At 74.4% G+C, this 14,571-nt stretch carries 13 protein-coding genes; 9 read left to right on the forward strand and 4 right to left on the reverse strand.

The annotated features are described in order from the left end of the window. Positions 1-27 precede the first annotated feature (27 nt). The 6 genes from ACZ4UX_RS01065 (at position 28) to ACZ4UX_RS01090 (ending at position 5,561) form a co-directional block, all read left to right on the forward strand. A complete protein-coding gene (locus ACZ4UX_RS01065) occupies positions 28-444 on the forward strand; it encodes a PPOX class F420-dependent oxidoreductase (RefSeq protein WP_329492168.1) in 417 nt (138 codons plus the stop codon). Positions 445-487: 43 nt separating this feature from the next. Further along, the gene (locus ACZ4UX_RS01070; RefSeq protein ID WP_465704722.1) at positions 488-901 is read left to right on the forward strand and encodes a YunG family protein; all 414 of its coding nucleotides are present in this window, start codon (positions 488-490) and stop codon (positions 899-901) included. 168 nt (positions 902-1,069) lie between these two features. After that, entirely contained in the window at positions 1,070-1,954 is an 885-nt protein-coding gene (locus ACZ4UX_RS01075; RefSeq protein ID WP_465704724.1) for an NAD(P)-dependent oxidoreductase, read from the forward strand. 69 nt (positions 1,955-2,023) lie between these two features. After that, the gene (locus ACZ4UX_RS01080; RefSeq protein WP_465704726.1) at positions 2,024-2,602 is read left to right on the forward strand and encodes a flavodoxin family protein; all 579 of its coding nucleotides are present in this window, start codon (positions 2,024-2,026) and stop codon (positions 2,600-2,602) included. Positions 2,603-2,988: 386 nt separating this feature from the next. Further along, positions 2,989-4,155: an LPXTG cell wall anchor domain-containing protein gene (locus ACZ4UX_RS01085; RefSeq protein WP_465704728.1), complete on the forward strand. Its 1,167-nt coding sequence runs from the start codon at positions 2,989-2,991 to the stop codon at positions 4,153-4,155. A gap of 185 nt (positions 4,156-4,340) precedes the next feature. Beyond that, positions 4,341-5,561 (forward strand): hypothetical protein, encoded by a 1,221-nt coding sequence (locus ACZ4UX_RS01090; protein ID WP_465704730.1) that lies wholly within the window; start codon positions 4,341-4,343, stop codon positions 5,559-5,561. Positions 5,562-5,617: 56 nt separating this feature from the next. Here ACZ4UX_RS01090 and ACZ4UX_RS01095 read toward each other — a convergent pair whose 3' ends face one another. Beyond that, positions 5,618-6,376 carry an aquaporin gene (locus ACZ4UX_RS01095; RefSeq protein ID WP_465704732.1) on the reverse strand — a complete coding sequence of 253 codons (759 nt, stop codon included), beginning with the start codon at positions 6,374-6,376 and terminating at the stop codon, positions 5,618-5,620. Between the two features lie 297 nt (positions 6,377-6,673). Between ACZ4UX_RS01095 and ACZ4UX_RS01100 the strand changes: the two genes are divergently transcribed. Continuing rightward, positions 6,674-7,450 carry a MerR family transcriptional regulator gene (locus ACZ4UX_RS01100; RefSeq protein ID WP_352290416.1) on the forward strand — a complete coding sequence of 259 codons (777 nt, stop codon included), beginning with the start codon at positions 6,674-6,676 and terminating at the stop codon, positions 7,448-7,450. 61 nt (positions 7,451-7,511) lie between these two features. Here ACZ4UX_RS01100 and ACZ4UX_RS01105 read toward each other — a convergent pair whose 3' ends face one another. Beyond that, entirely contained in the window at positions 7,512-8,549 is a 1,038-nt protein-coding gene (locus ACZ4UX_RS01105) for a helix-turn-helix domain-containing protein (RefSeq protein WP_329488681.1), read from the reverse strand. 243 nt (positions 8,550-8,792) lie between these two features. On the opposite strand from ACZ4UX_RS01105, the gene ACZ4UX_RS01110 reads away from it, so the two are divergent. After that, on the forward strand, positions 8,793-9,500 hold the full coding sequence (locus ACZ4UX_RS01110) for an RNA polymerase sigma factor (RefSeq protein WP_465704735.1): 708 nt from the start codon (positions 8,793-8,795) through the stop codon (positions 9,498-9,500). After that, complete coding sequence (locus ACZ4UX_RS01115; RefSeq protein ID WP_465704737.1) at positions 9,497-10,948, forward strand: hypothetical protein; 1,452 nt, start codon at positions 9,497-9,499, stop codon at positions 10,946-10,948. Before ACZ4UX_RS01110 ends, ACZ4UX_RS01115 begins: the two co-directional genes overlap by 4 nt. Before the next feature lie 61 nt (positions 10,949-11,009). Here ACZ4UX_RS01115 and ACZ4UX_RS01120 read toward each other — a convergent pair whose 3' ends face one another. Together ACZ4UX_RS01120 and ACZ4UX_RS01125 are read right to left on the reverse strand one after the other, a co-directional pair. Continuing rightward, positions 11,010-12,509 (reverse strand): aminopeptidase P family protein, encoded by a 1,500-nt coding sequence (locus tag ACZ4UX_RS01120; protein ID WP_465704739.1) that lies wholly within the window; start codon positions 12,507-12,509, stop codon positions 11,010-11,012. 182 nt (positions 12,510-12,691) lie between these two features. Continuing rightward, positions 12,692-14,194: a PP2C family protein-serine/threonine phosphatase gene (locus tag ACZ4UX_RS01125; protein ID WP_465704741.1), complete on the reverse strand. Its 1,503-nt coding sequence runs from the start codon at positions 14,192-14,194 to the stop codon at positions 12,692-12,694. Positions 14,195-14,571: the final 377 nt, after the last annotated feature.

Here is a 14,571-nt window from a genome sequence, read left to right on the forward strand (position 1 = left end):
AGCGGCCAGGATGGGCGCATGCCTCACATGACCGAGACCGAGTGGCGCGCCTTCCTCGCCGCCGGCACCCGTACCGCCAAGATCGCCACCACCCGGGCCGACGGCCGCCCGCACGTCGCGCCGGTCTGGTTCCTGCTGGACGGCGACGAGATCGTGTTCAACACCGGCGCCGGCACGGTGAAGGGCCGCACGCTGGCCCGTGACGGCCGGGTGATGCTCTGCGTGGACGACGACCGGCCGCCCTTCTCCTACGCCCTCGTCCAGGGCACCGCCCGGCTGAGCGACGATCTGCCCGAGGTGCGCGACTGGGCCACCCGGATCGCCGCCCGGTACATGGGCGAGGAACTCGCCGAGCAGTACGGCGCCCGTAACGGCGTCCCCGGCGAGCTGCTCGTACGGGTGAAGATCGAGAAGGTCACCGCAGAACACGGGGTGGCCCACTGAAAAGCCTGTGCCGCTGTCAGTGGGGCGTGGCAGGCTTCCCGCTATGACGGCGTGGACCCTCAACGACATCGAACGTGCGATCCGCTCCTCCTGGGGTGTCGACACCTGTGCGCCCGAGGACCTGGCCCACTGGCGTCCCGACAATCCCGCCCGCGGCCAGTGCGGGGTCACCGCGATGGTCCTGCACGACCTGCTCGGCGGCGAGCTCATGATGGGCGAGGTGCACGTCGGCGGTGTCCGGACGGACCTGCACTGGTGGAACCGGTTCGCGACCGGCTTCGAGATCGACCTCACCCGCGAGCAGTTCGGCCCCGACGAGCGGGTCGGCCCCGGCCGGCCGGTCGCCCGCCCGCAGCGCCCGGGCCGGCTCCAGGCCCAGTACGAACTGCTGCGCCACCGGGTCGTCGCCGAACTGGAGTCGGGCCGGGCCCGGTTGCCGGAGCACGCGTGCGCCTGAGCACGGCCGGGGCGGCGGGCTGACGTACAGTCGGGGCGACATGGATCGTGGTCCGACGGCTCCGTCGGACCGGCCCGCCCGCTTCGACGTGCCCGGTTCGCCGTACCGGTGGCTCCGGCCCGGCGGTCCGTGGCGCGGTCCGCCGGGCGGCGACGACGGGAGTGGGCGATGGCAGTGACGACGGTCGGCTTCGTGGGGCTCGGCGCGATGGGGCAGGGCATGGCCGCCAGCCTGTTGCGGGCCGGGTACCGGGTGCGGGTCTGGAACCGCTCGCCCGGGCCGGTGGCCGCGCTGGTCGACCGGGGCGCCGAGGCGGCCGACGGCCCGGCCGGTGCGTTCGCCGCCGAGGCGGTGGTCTCCATGCTCGCCGACGACGCCGCGTTCGAGCGGCTGCTGCTCGATCCGGCCCTGCTGGCCGGCGCCCGGGCCACCCTGCACGTCAACATGGCCACGGTCTCGGTGGCGCTCGCGGAGCGGGCCGAGGCCCTGCACGCCGAGCACGGCATCGGCTACGTCGCCGCGCCGGTCCTCGGCCGGCCCCCGGTGGCGGCAGCCGGCGAGCTGAACATCCTGGCCGCCGGGGCCCCGGAGGCGCTCGCCCTGGCCGAACCGCTGCTCGCCGCGATGGGGCGGCGGACGTGGCACTTCGGCGACCACCCGCGCCAGGCCAACACCGCCAAGATCAGCGCCAACTTCCTGCTGGCCTGCGCGATCGAGTCGATGGCCGAGGCGTGCAGCCTGGCCGAGGCCAACGGCGTCCGCCCGACCGATCTGGTCGAGATGCTCACCGCCACGCTCTTCCCCGGGCCGGTCTACTCCGGCTACGGGGCGATGGTCGCCGAGCGCCGGTACGAACCGGCCGGTTTCAAGCTGCCGCTGGGTCTCAAGGACGTCGATCTCGCGCTGACCGCCGGCGCCGGGGCGCACGTGCCGCTGCCCTTCGGCAGCGTGCTGCGGGACGCCTTCCTCGACGCCCTGGCGCACGGTGACGGCGAGAAGGACTGGGCGGCCGTCGCGGCCGTCGCCCGCCGCCGGGCGGGCCTGCCGGAGTAGTCGCCGCCGGGCCCGTCGGAGGGCTGTCGTACGCTCGGGCCTTCTGTCGCCATCCGCACGGGGGTCCTGATGTCCGAGCACACCGCCGGCGCCGCTGCGCCGCGTTCGTTCCTCTTCCTGAACGCCAGTTCGCGCCCGGACGGCAACTCCGAACAGCTGGCCCGGCTGGCCGCGGGGGCGAGTCTGCCGCCCGGTGCCGAGCAGCGGTGGCTGCGGCTGAGCGAGCACCCGCTGCCCCCCTTCGAGGACCGCCGGCACAGTGAGGACGGCGGCTTCCCCGAGCCGGCCGGCCACGAACGCACCCTGCTGGACGCCACCCTGGCCGCGACCGACCTGGTCTTCGTCGCCCCGGTGTACTGGTACTCGCTGCCGACCAGCGCCAAGCTCTACCTCGACCACTGGTCCGCCTGGCTGCGGGTGCCCGGGGCGGACTTCCGCGCCCGGCTCTCCGGCGGCACCATCTGGGCCGTCACCGCCCTGGCCACCGAGCCGGACAAGGCGGACCCGCTGATCGCCACCCTGCGGCTCTGCGCCGACTACATGGGCATGCGCTGGGGCGGCGCGCTGCTCGGCAACGGCACCCGGCCGGGCGACGTGCTGAACGACGAGCGGGCGCTGGTCGCCGCCAAGTCCTTCTTCGCGGGCTGACGCCCGCCCACCGGCCGGACCTCTCCGACGAGGGCGGGGAGGCCCGACCGGCCGGCCCCGGCGGCGGTCCGTGGGAGCATGGCCGCCCGACAGCGGTTTCCCGCCAGTGCGGCGCTGTCGGACGCGGTGTTCCGGACGTGTACCGGTCACCCTGCGGTCATCTGACGGTAGGGCACAAAAGCCTTACCGAGTGACGGAGTTGGGCCAATCGGACAGTATCCGGTCAGGGTGGTGCACGAAGGGTGGCACCCGCCTTACGATCTGGCTGGATCTTTCGGTAGTCTCCGTCGGACTTTCAGCTTCGTGGGGGGACCACAGTTCGGACAACCCAGTCCTTCCGCGCTCCCGGGCCACGCCCGGACTCATCCGTGAGGTCTTCCTTGCCCATGTCCATACGTCGCAGCCTCGCCCTCGCCGGCGCCGCCGCCCTCGCCTCTTCGATGGTGCTGGCCGGTGCCCAGGGCGCCGTCGCCGTCGGCACCACCGGCTCCCCGTCCGCCACCGCGGCACCGCAGGCGGACAAGTCCTCGCGCCAGAGCCTGGACCTCTCCGTGCGCGGGGTGCCGGACACCTTCATCGCGGGCGGCGACGCCCGGGAGTTCACCTTCCGGATCGACAACTCGACCCGGCACGACTTCGTGTTCTACCCGCTGCTCAAGTTCAAGAACCGCGCGGGCAGCCTGGAGGCCGGCGACCTCAAGGTCGAGTACCAGCTGCCCGGCGGCGCCTGGCTGCCCGGCTCGGTCGCCCCCGGCGGCGGGGACTCCGACGACGACGCGGTGCTCATCCTGCTCGGCGGGGCCGACTCCGACGACGCGATGCTCGCGGTGAACCGCGGCAAGGACGTCTCCATCAAGGTCCGCGCCTCGTTCACCAAGGACGCCCCGCTCGGCAAGGCCGGCGTGGTGCCGGTCGTCTTCTCCGAGCAGCTCGACGACCAGTCCCACGAGCCCGTCGGCAACGGCCACTTCAGCTGCGACGGCATCACCGGCGCCGGCTTCACCATCAAGGCCGGGGGCGGCAAGCCGAGCCCGACCGCCAGCCAGACCACCGGCAAGCCGACCGGCAGCCAGTCGCCGAGCCACTCGCCCAGCCACTCGCCCTCGGCCACCGCCACCGCGACGCCCACCGCGACCGCCACGGCGACGCCCACGGCCACCGCCACGGCCACGCCCACCGCGACCGCCACGGCGACGCCCACGGCGACCGCCACGGCGACGCCCACCGCCACCACCTCGGCGTCGACCAGCCCGTCGTCCTCGGCGAGCGTGCAGCCGACCGGTGCGACCACCTCCGCCCCGTCCACCGGCGGCACCGGCGCCCAGGAGCCGATCGACTTCCCGGTGACCGTGCCGACCGTGACGCCGCCGAAGCTCACCCCGGCCGCCGTCGCCAAGGCCAAGAACGCGGCCGACAACGCCGACAAGGCACTGGCCCAGACCGGTGGCGGTGACGACACCACCGGCATCGCCATCGCCGGTGGCGCCGTCCTCGCGGTCGGCGCCGGCACCCTCGTGCTGCTCCGCCGCCGCAAGGCCGCCCAGCAGGGCTGACCCGGCCCGGGCCGAGCCCGGCCATCCGGCCCGCCGGGCCCCGGCACCGCCGGGTCCGCCCGGCCCGGCCGACGACCGCGCCCCTCGGGTGTCCTTCCACGGACACCCGAGGGGCGCGGTCGCTTCCGTCGGGTCACATAGGATGACCGGCCGAAGGGGGGGCTCGGCGCGGGAGAGGTACAGGGGTGCGGGGAGTACGGTCGGCACGGTCCACCACCGACTACGAGGCCGCCACCGGGCGGATCGCCGGTCTGCCGGTGCGCAGACACCACGTCCTGCTGGTCGCCTGGACGGTCCTCTGGTTCCTGCTGGTCGAGCCCAGCGGCGGCTTCTCCTGGCACTACCTGCGTCAGGGCGAGGAGCTGCTCTTCAGCGGCCAGACCGACGGCGGGCTCGCGCTCTACGCCCACCACCCCGAACTGCAGATCGGTCCGGTCAGCCTGGCCGTCGCCCGGCTCTTCAGCCCGTTCCCCGCGCACACCGGCCAGCTGGTGGCCGAGGCCGCGATGTCCGGGCTCGGCCTGGTGATGCTCGTCCTGGTCGGCCGCACCGCCGCCTGGTACTACCTGGGCACCGGCACCAACCACCGCCGGCTGCAGCAGCGGCTGCTGGTCGCCGGGCTGGCGTTCATCCCGATGTGGGTGGAGGTCTCGGTCCGCTTCGCGCACCTGGACGACGTGCTGGCGCTCTTCTTCACCACCCTCGCCGCGCACGCGCTCAGCCGGGGCCGGGCCGTCCAGGTCGCCGTCTACCTGGCGCTGGCGGTGGACTCCAAGCCCTGGGCGCTGGCCTTCGCCCCGCTGATCCTGGCGCTGCCCCGGCCGGCCTGGCTGCGCACGGCGCTGTGGTTCGCCGGGCTGGTGGCCGTCGCCTGGCTGCCGTTCTACCTGGGCGACCTGGACACGGTGGCGGCCGCCAAGTTCACCATCCCCAACCAGCCGGCCTCGGCGCTGCGGTGGTTCGGGGTGACCGACCCGACCACGCCGTGGTGGGACCGGCCGCTGCAGTTCGGCCTGGGCCTCGCGCTGGGCAGCATCGCGGTGTGGCGCGGCCGGTGGCCGGCCGTCGTCCTGCTGGGCGCGGACGCCCGGATCCTGTTCGACCCCAGCGTCTACACCTACTACACGGCCTCGATCCTGCTCGGCACCCTGCTCTGGGACGCGGTCGGCCAGCAGCGGCTGGTGCCGTGGTGGAGCTGGATCGCGCTGGCCGCGCTGTACGGCGGCACGCTGCTGATCCCGTCCGACTCGGCGCGCGGCTTCGTCCGGCTGGCCTTCGTGGTGCTGTCGGCCGCGTACGTGCTGCTCTGGCCCACCCGGCGGGGCCGCCGGCCGCGCCCCGGGGGAGACACCGGGGGCAGGGCCGCCCGGCGCCGCGAGCGCGTGCCCGCGGGGGCCGTGGGCTGAACGGCGGTGGGGCCGTGGGCTGAACGGCGGTGGGTGCTCGGGTGCCGGCCGGCGGTTCAGCCGGTCGCGGCGGACCGGCCCGCGACGAGCTCCCGCGCGTCGTCCGGCACGGACCCGCTCCGGACCGGTCCGGAGCGGGTGAACAGCACCGCGCCCAGCGCCAGCGCGGCCACCGCCCCGGCCAGTTGGGCGAGCAGGAAGCCGGGGACGGAGCCGGGCGCGATCCCGGTGTAGCTGTCGGTCAGCGCCCGCCCCAGGGTCACCGCCGGATTGGCGAACCCGCCGGAGGAGGTGGCCCAGCAGGCCGCCGCGACCCAGAGACCGACCGCGGCCGGCACCAGGCGGCCGCGTCCGCTGCCGGTCAGCCCGGCGACCACCAGCAGCAGCGTCCCGGTGGCCACCGCCTCGCCGAGCCAGAGCGCTCCGCCGTCCCGGCCGTGTCCGGAGGGCTCGACGAACGGCCGCCCGAACATCGCGTTGGCCAGGCCCGTCCCGGCGACCGCGCCGGCCAGCTGCGCGGCGGCGTACCCGCCGAGTTCGGGCAGCGTCGGCCCGCTGCCGTCGCGCCGGCCGGCCCACCACGCGCCGGCCGTCACCAGCGGGTTGAAGTGCCCGCCGGAGAGCGGGCCGAACAGCTCGATCAGGACGGCCAGGGCCAGCGCGGAGGCACCGACGTTGGCCAGGAACCGGACCCCGCCGTCCTGGCTCAGCGCGGCCGCCTGGATGCCCGAGCCGACCACGACGGCGGCCAGCGCGGCCGTACCGACCGCCTCCGCGGCCAGCCGTCGTACCAGGGGCGCAGCGGTGGTGGTCATGGCGCCATGCTGGCGGCTGCCGTCCGGCCCGGCAATAGGCGGCTTCGTCCAAGCCGGGGCCCGTCCGGGGCGGTCCGCTCGGAGACTCGCACGGGGCTGACGGCCCCCGGGGCGGACCGGGCCGGGCGGGGCGGGCGTGGCGCGACGTAACCGGGCGGGCGTGGCGGGACGGGGCGGACCGGGCGTGGCGGACGTCGCGGCGCGGGCCCTCCCCGCGCCGCCGCGCCGGAAGACTGGGCTTGACCCTCACGCAACGGGAGGCGGGAGAGTCGTGGCCAACGAGAAGGGAGCGCCCGGATGAGCGGCGGCTACTCGGTCGGTGCCGTGGCGAAGATCGCCAAGGTCACCGTCCGCACCCTGCACCACTACGACGAGATCGGACTGCTCGCCCCGCAGGGGCGTACCCCGGCCGGCTACCGCCGGTACCAGGACACCGACCTCGACCGGCTGCAGCAGATCCTGTTCTACCGCGAACTCGGGTTCCCCCTGGAAGAGATCGCGGCCATCCTGGACGACCACTCGGTCAGCCCGAGCGAGCACCTGCGGCGCCAGCACCGACTGCTGACCGACCGCATCAGCCACCTCCAGGACCTGGCCGCGGCCGTCGAACACGCCATGGAGGCACAGAAGATGGGAATCCAGCTGACCCCGGAGGAGAAGTTCGAGGTCTTCGGCGAGTCCTACCGGGAGGAGTGGGAGGCCGAGGCCGAGCAGCGCTGGGGCGACACCGACGCCTGGGCGCAGTCCCAGCGCCGCACCGGTGGTTACGACAAGGGCGACTGGCAGCGGATCAAGGCCGAGACGGACGCGCTCAACGCCCGTCTGGTGGCGGCCTTCACCGCCGGCGAACCGGCCGACGGCGGTCCGGCCATGGACCTCGCCGAGGTCCACCGGCAGCACATCTGCGACAACTTCTACGACTGCACCTTCGAGATCCACCGCGGTATCGCCGGGATGTACGTCGCGGACCCGCGGTTCACCGCCACCTACGAGGAGCTCGCCCCGGGCCTCGCCCAGTGGCTGCACGACGCGATGCTCGCCAACGCGGCCTTCCGCACCGGAGAGCAGGCGTAGGGCCGCCGGCCCGGGCCACGCCCAGGCCCGGGCCACGCTGGGCTTCGGGCCACGCCCGGCTTCAGGCCACGCCGCGTCCGAAGCCGCGCCGGTAGGCGGTCGGGGAGGTGCGCATCACCCGGCCGAAGTGGTGCCGGAAGGTCGCAGCACTCTCGAAGCCGACGGCGGTGGCGATCTCCTCCACCGACCCGTCCGGCGATTCGAGCAGCGGCAGGCTGGCCGCGACGCGCTGGCTGATCACCCAGCGCATCGGGCTGGTGCCGTTGCGGGCGGTGAAGTGCCGCAGGTACGAGCGGTCGGACATCCGGGCGGCCCGGGCCAGCAGGGAGATCGTCAGCGGGGCGGACAGGTGGTCCAGCGCCCACTGCATGGAACGGGCGATCCCGTCGTCCTCCTCGTCGACCGGCCGGACCGCCGCCTCGATGAACTGGGCCTGCCCGCCGTCCCGGTGCGGCGGCACCACGAAGCGGCGGGCCACGCTGTTGGCCACCTTGGCACCGTGGTCCCGGCGGACCAGGTGGAGGCAGAGGTCGATCCCGGCGGCGCTGCCCGCGCTGGTCAGGACGGAGCCGCTGTCCACGTACAGCACATCCGGATTGACCCGGACCGACGGGTGGCGGCGCTGGAGCAGTTCGGCGTACCGCCAGTGGGTGGTGGCCTCGCGGCCGTCCAGCAGACCGGCGGCGGCCAGCGCGAAGGCGCCGGAGCAGATCGAGACGATCCGCGCACCGCGCTCGTGCGCCGTGCGCAGCGCGGCGACCAGCCCGGGGGAGACCTCGCCGCTGAAGGCGTTCGGGACTCCGGGGACCACCACGGTGTCGGCGGCGGCGAGGTCGTCCAGGCCGTGGTGCGCCGTCAGCGAGAAGCCGCCGACCGACCGCAGCGCGGTGTCCGGCCGGTCGGCGCAGACCTTGAGCCCGTACCAGGGGGCGGCCAGCAGGCCGCTCAGCTCGGGCCGCGCCAGCCCGAACACCTCCACCACCACGCCGAGTTCGAACGGCGTCATGCCGTCGAAGGCGTACACCGCGACATCGTGCACCGGCTCCGGCCGCCGTCCGATCGCGACGGCCACCGGGCCGGTGGTCTGCTGGTCGGCCATGAGGTCCCCTCGGACTGGGCAGCGGTGGCGGGATGCGGGTGAGTGTAGCCGTTCCGGCCAGGTCGAAAACTTCTGCGAAGCCACCTGCAACCTCAGCCCTCCTCGCACGTCCATCACCAGTGGGGGGCGGGTTCTGCCGGCGGTCGAGGCGATGGCAGGATTCCCGCCGATCAAGATCTTGATCATGTGTCACGACGGTCCGGTCCACGCCGGGAACCGTCCCTGGGGGAAAGCAGAACGCGGATGTCCATGGCCATCGGGCCGATCGTGGGAGGCGGGAGGAGCGGCGGCTTCCTCCGCGCCGGGCTGGTCGGACTGCTCTTCGGCGCACAGGAGGCGGGCGGGGCGGCCACTCCCCGGGACGCCCCGTCGGACGGCGACCCGTCGAGCTCCGAGCACGAGGCGGTGCAGCGCCGGTCGGGATTCCGGCTGCTGCGCGGCGGGCGCAAGCAGGAGGCGGAGGAACGCCCCACCCTGACCGGCCTCTACCACGCCCACCGGCTGGGCCTGGTACGGATGGCCGTCCTCCTCGTCGACCACCAGGACCTCGCCGAGGACGTCGTACAGGAAGCCTTCACCCAGCTCTACCAGCGCCACGGCGAACAACTGGACGACCTGGACAACGCCCTCGGATACCTGCGCACCAGCGTGGTCAACGGCGCCCGCTCGATGCTGCGCCGCCGCAAGACCGCCCGCGAGTACGTCCCCCCGCACGAGGCCGACGCACCCTCGGCCGAGGACCACGCCGTACTCAACGACGAGCACCGGCGCGTCCTCGTCGCCCTGCAGGAGCTGACCCCCCGCCAGCGCGAGGTACTCGTCCTGCGCTACTGGTCCGACATGTCCGAAGCACAGATAGCGGAAACCCTGGGACTCTCCCGGGGCGCTGTGAAGTCCACCGCCAGCCGGGCCTTGGACGCCTTGGAAAAGCATCTGGAGAAGGTTCGATGACCGACAAGCTTCCCCGCCGAACCGGCGGTGACGGTGACGGGCCGGACGACACCCCGATGGAACGACTGCTCCGCGAGGCCATGAACGCCAGAGCGATGCAGATCACCGCACACGACCTGCGCCCGGCCGCACCCCCGAACCGGCGGCTGCGCCGGCTCAAGCCGGTCTACCTCGCCGCCGTGCCGCTGTTCGGCCTGGCCGCCGCGATGGCGTTCGGCGTGCTCGGCTTCCGCGGCGACACGGTGGCCGACCGGGGCGATCCCGGCCCGGCGGCCACCGTGACGGCCTCCGCGAGCCCGAGTCCCAGCGCGGTCCCGACCGTGGAGCCGACCCCCGCCGACACTCCGACGGCGGCCGGCACCGAGACCTCCGCCCCGGCGGCCGACCCCACGGGCACCGGCGAGCCGGCCGCCCCGGGCGGCGCCGCCACCCCGCGCAGCACCCAGAGCAGCACCGCCCCACCCACCACGCCCGCGACCCCGTACACCTTCCGGGGCGTGAAGTTCAAGGTGCAGGCGGGTTGGCGGGTCGTGCCGCCGGACCCGGCGGGGACCAGTCTGTGCGTCCTGAGCCCGGGCGCGCCCACGGGTGCCCAGCCGGGTTGGACCCAGGAGGCCTGTGCGCCCTACGGCGTGCTGATCACCGCGTACAACACCGCCGACGAGGCCGAGCACGCGATCTGGCCGACGGCGTTCGACCTGGACTCCTCGTCCGGCTTCAGCCACCAGCCCAGCTGCCCGGTCTGGGGACACCCCTACGTCCCCACCGCGCCCTACACGAAGATCGGCGAGCCGGCCAAGAGCCGTGACATCGTGGCCGGGCGGGCGATCTCGAAGACGCAGTGGCAGGTGACCTGCAAGCCCGGGGAGGACTTCACGGCCCAGATGTGGGGTCTGAAGGACGATCAGGTGTTCATCACGGCGAACGGTCTGAAGCCGGACTACCAGCCGGGTCTGGTGTCGATCCTCGACACCATCGACCTCAGCGGCCGTCAGGCACCCTCGGTGGCGGGCCAGAACGACATCAGCGTCACCGTGGAGGGTCTCACCACGGGTCAGCAGCTCCCGAACGACGGCACTCCGGTGGAGTTCGTCGTGACCTTCAAGAACACCGGCCGGACCAGCTACGCCAAGGTGGTGCCCCAGCTGGTCGCGGAGTCCTACGCCGGGAGCAAGGGCGCCGTGACCGGAACGCTGGAGCGCGCGAACGGCGCGGGATCGTGGAAGGCCCTGACCATCGCCCCGCCGGCGGCGGGCAAGCCGGTCTTCGACGACGCCGGCCCGCTGGAGCCGGGGAACGCCTTCACCATCAGGTACCGGATGAAGCTGACGGCCCAGGACGGCGCCGGGGTCATGCCGGTGACCGTCAGCGCGCTTCTGACCCCGGAGCAGGGGCCGCCCACCGTCATCGGGACCCGCACCGTCCCGGTCCGGGTGGTGGCCAAGTAGCGCCCGCGCCACGGGCCCGGCCCCCCACCGGGGAGCCGGGCCCGTGGCGTGCCGGTCGGGCTCAGGCCAGCGAGGCCATCCACGCCTCGACGTCCTCGGCACGGCGGGGCAGGCCCGCCGAGAGGTTCTCGTTGCCGTCGGTGGTGACCAGGATGTCGTCCTCGATCCGGACGCCGATGCCCCGGTACTCCTCGGGCACGGTCAGGTCGTCCTGCTGGAAGTACAGGCCGGGCTCGACGGTGAGCACCATGCCGGGCACCAGCAGCGCGTCGACGTGCTCCTCGGTGCGGGAGTGCGCGCAGTCGTGGACGTCCAGGCCGAGCATGTGGCCGGTGCCGTGCAGGGTCCAGCGGCGCTGCAGGCCCAGCTCCAGCACCTTCTCCAGGTCGTACACCGAGGCGTCCAGCAGGCCCCAGGCGAGCAGGCGCTCGGCCAGCACGCGCTGCGAGGCGTCGTGGAAGTCGCGGAACCGGGCACCGGGCTTCACCGCCGCGATGCCGGCCTCCTGGGCGTCGTACACCGCCTGGTAGATCCTGCGCTGGAGCTCGTTGAACCGGCCGTCGATCGGCAGCGTGCGGGTCACGTCGGCGGTGTAGAGGCTGTGCGTCTCCACGCCGGCGTCCAGCAGCAGCAGCTCGCCCGGGCGGACCTCGCCGTCGTTGCGCACCCAGTGCAGGGTGGTCGCGTGCGGGCCGGCGGCGCAGATGGAGCCGTAGCCGACGTCGTTGCCCTCGACCCGGGCGCGGCGCCAGAAGGTGCCCTCGATCCAGCGCTCGGAGGTGGCGACGGCCTGGCCGAGTTCGCGCACCACGTCGGTGAAGCCGTTGACGGTGGCGGTGCAGGCGGCCCGCAGCTCGCCGATCTCCCACTCGTCCTTGACCAGTCGCAGGCCGCTCAGGAACTCCTTGAGCCCGGCGTCCTTGTCGGCGTCCAGCACCTCGGCGAGCGCGGACTCCAGACCGGCGTCGTAGCCGCGCACGATCCGGGTCGGTACGGCGTCGGCCTTGGCGCGCCCGGCCAGCTCCTCGGCGGCCTTGCGGACGTCGCGGACCGGCAGGCCGAGCAGCTGCTCCTGCTCGGTGAGGCTGTGGCGGCGGCCGACCCACAGCTCGCCGTAGCCGTCCAGCCAGAACTCGCCGTTCTCGCGGTCGGAGCGCGGCAGCAGGTAGAGGCCGAAGTCGTGGCCGGCCGCGCCGGTGGGCTCGGCGACCAGCACCGCGTCCTCGGTCTGGTCACCGGTGAGGTGCACGTACTCGCTGGCGGCGCGGAAGTTGTAGTCGGTGTCGTTGGCCCGGACCCGCAGGGTGCCGGCCGGCACGACCAGGCGCTCGCCGGGGAAGGCGGCGGAGAGCCGGGCGCGGCGCTCGGCGGCGTACGGGGCCTGGGCGACCGGGGTGAGGCCGTGCAGCTCGGTGTCGGCCCAGCCGGACTTCATCGAGGCGGCGAGCTCGTCGGAGACCTCCGAGTACAGGCCGTTCTTGCGGCCCTTGAACTCCTGCGGCTCCTCGCCGCCGGCGGCCTCGGGGTTCTCGGCCACTGCCGGGGTGCGGTCCTCGGTCACGTACGTCGCCTCCTTGCGCGGGTGCCGCCCATGGGGGTCCCCCGGGCGAAGGGCCGGGGGGCGTCGGATCGCGACACACGTGGGCGGCCGTGCGTCCATGGTACGGACGCCCGGCCGCCCGGCCTCCGGCGGCCTCGGCCCGGGAAGCCCCGCCGCCGGGCCGCGGCCACGGGCGCCGCCGGCTACTCGAAGCGCGCGGCCAGCACCATCAGGTCGTCGGTGGCGGGCCCGGCCTCCCGGGTCGCGCAGACGGCCAGCAGGTGGGCGCAGAGCCGGTCCGGGTCGATCCGCACGTCGCGCGGGGCGTCGGCGGCGGCCCGGCGCAGGTTGGCCTGTCCGGCGTGCAGGGTCGGGCCGCAGCGGCGGGCCAGGCCCTCGGTGTAGAGCACCAGGGTGTCGCCGCGCCCGGCGGTCAGCTCGACGCCCGGCGCCTCCCAGCAGGAGAGCATGCCGAGCGGCGCGGAGAGCGAGGTCTCCACGAACTCGGCGCCCTGCCGGGTGACCAGCACCGGCGGGCAGTGCCCGGCCCCGGCCAGGGTGATCCGGCGCTCGTCCGGCTCGATCCAGGCGTAGAGGGCGGTGGCGCTGCGGGCCGGCTCGGTGGTCTTGAGCAGCAGCTCCAGGTCCCCCAGGACGGAGACCGGGTCCTCGCCCTCCAGGACGGCGTACGCCCGCAGCGCGGCCCGGACCCGGCCCATCGCGGCGGCCGCGCCGGGGGCGGAGCAGGGGCCGGCGCCCGGACCGTCACCGGAGACGCTGCCGACGGTCAGGCCGACGGTGCCGTCCGGCAGCGGGATGGCGTCGTACCAGTCGCTGCCGGCCGAGCGGTCCAGCCCGGCCGGGACGAGCCGGGCGGCCAGCCGCAGGCCGGCGGGCTGCGGGAGGCGGTCCGGGAGCAGGCCGCGGCAGAGCGCCTCGGTGGTGCGCCGGACCCGGTCCGCTTCGAGTTCCTTGGCCAGCAGCGGGGCGGCGACGTCGCAGTACCGGCGGACGAGCTCGCACTGGCGCTCGGTGGGCTCGGCGGGCTCGTCGTAGAACCAGAGGACGGCGGCCAGCGGGCCGTCCTCCGCGGTGGCGAGCGGCAGCCCGTGGCAGCCGCCGAGGTGGAGGTGGCCGGCGAGCTCGCGCAGCCGGGCGCCGATCGCGGGGTCGGTGGCGAGGTCGCGCGACTGCAGCCGGTCGGGCCGGTCGTGATCGCGCAGCAGCCGGGCGAGCGGGCTCTGCTCGGTGGGCACCGTCTCCAGCGCGCCGAGGCTGGCGCGGTCGAGCCCGTACCCGACCGGCTGGCTGGGGCCGCCGCCGGGCAGCGCGGTGACCAGCAGGGCGCGGTCGGCGCCGAGCAGCGCGGCGCCGGAGGCCAGCACGGCCTCCAGGGTGGCCGTCAGGCCGCGGGCGCGGGCCAGCCGCTCGGAGTGCTCGTGGAGGCTGGTGAAATCGGACAGCCGTCCGGCCAAACGGTCCTGCAACCCGGCCGGGGGTGCCGGGCGGGCCTCCGGGGCGCCGGGCGGTTCGGTACCGCCGGCCGGTTCGGTACGGGCCGGCGGCTCGTCGGCCGCGCAGCCCGGCTGCCCGGCCGGTCCGGCGGGGGGCGTGGGGAAGCCCGGATGGTCGAGCACCGAGAGCCCGCGGGGGCGACGGGGATCGCCCGGCTCGGAGGCTGTCGACGACGGGTGGGACTCAGTCATGCCGCCACTCCTGACGCGGTGGTACGTGTCATGCGGATCCCCCAGGTACGGCCGATGGGGGCGAGCACGGCCAAAGGGCGTGATTCGCCTCGATTCGCTACTACTCGTCATTGATCGACAGCAATGCCACCACTTCTACACAGGCCATTCGGGGCATGTCCAGATCCATGACGACGCGGGTGGCCGGTTCTCCGTCCCGCCGGGCCCGGCCGGGGCCCGCTCCGTTCGTGCGCGCCCCTGCCGGGCCCGCGGGCATGGAGCGCCGGAGAACGGGCAGAACCGTCAGGACGGCTCTCGCGGCCGTCCGGATCGTATGCTTTCGCCGCCCGTCGGCCGGGTCGGCCGGAAGTCACTCACTCGTACGGTGGAACCAACCG

It is taken from the genome of Kitasatospora sp. NPDC028961 (assembly GCF_055564815.1).

Excerpts from the sequence above, each read along its gene's own strand:
- ACZ4UX_RS01065 (WP_329492168.1), top strand. The coding sequence starts at position 28 with ATGACCGAGACCGAGTGGCGCGCCTTCCTCGCCGCCGGCACCCGTACC.
- ACZ4UX_RS01110 (WP_465704735.1), top strand. The coding sequence starts at position 8,793 with ATGTCCATGGCCATCGGGCCGATCGTGGGAGGCGGGAGGAGCGGCGGC.
- ACZ4UX_RS01105 (WP_329488681.1), bottom strand. The coding sequence starts at position 8,549 with ATGGCCGACCAGCAGACCACCGGCCCGGTGGCCGTCGCGATCGGACGG.
- ACZ4UX_RS01095 (WP_465704732.1), bottom strand. The coding sequence starts at position 6,376 with ATGACCACCACCGCTGCGCCCCTGGTACGACGGCTGGCCGCGGAGGCG.
- ACZ4UX_RS01085 (WP_465704728.1), top strand. The coding sequence starts at position 2,989 with ATGTCCATACGTCGCAGCCTCGCCCTCGCCGGCGCCGCCGCCCTCGCC.
- ACZ4UX_RS01100 (WP_352290416.1), top strand. The coding sequence starts at position 6,674 with ATGAGCGGCGGCTACTCGGTCGGTGCCGTGGCGAAGATCGCCAAGGTC.
- ACZ4UX_RS01070 (WP_465704722.1), top strand. The coding sequence starts at position 488 with ATGACGGCGTGGACCCTCAACGACATCGAACGTGCGATCCGCTCCTCC.
- ACZ4UX_RS01080 (WP_465704726.1), top strand. The coding sequence starts at position 2,024 with ATGTCCGAGCACACCGCCGGCGCCGCTGCGCCGCGTTCGTTCCTCTTC.
- ACZ4UX_RS01115 (WP_465704737.1), top strand. The coding sequence starts at position 9,497 with ATGACCGACAAGCTTCCCCGCCGAACCGGCGGTGACGGTGACGGGCCG.
- ACZ4UX_RS01125 (WP_465704741.1), bottom strand. The coding sequence starts at position 14,194 with ATGACTGAGTCCCACCCGTCGTCGACAGCCTCCGAGCCGGGCGATCCC.
- ACZ4UX_RS01075 (WP_465704724.1), top strand. The coding sequence starts at position 1,070 with ATGGCAGTGACGACGGTCGGCTTCGTGGGGCTCGGCGCGATGGGGCAG.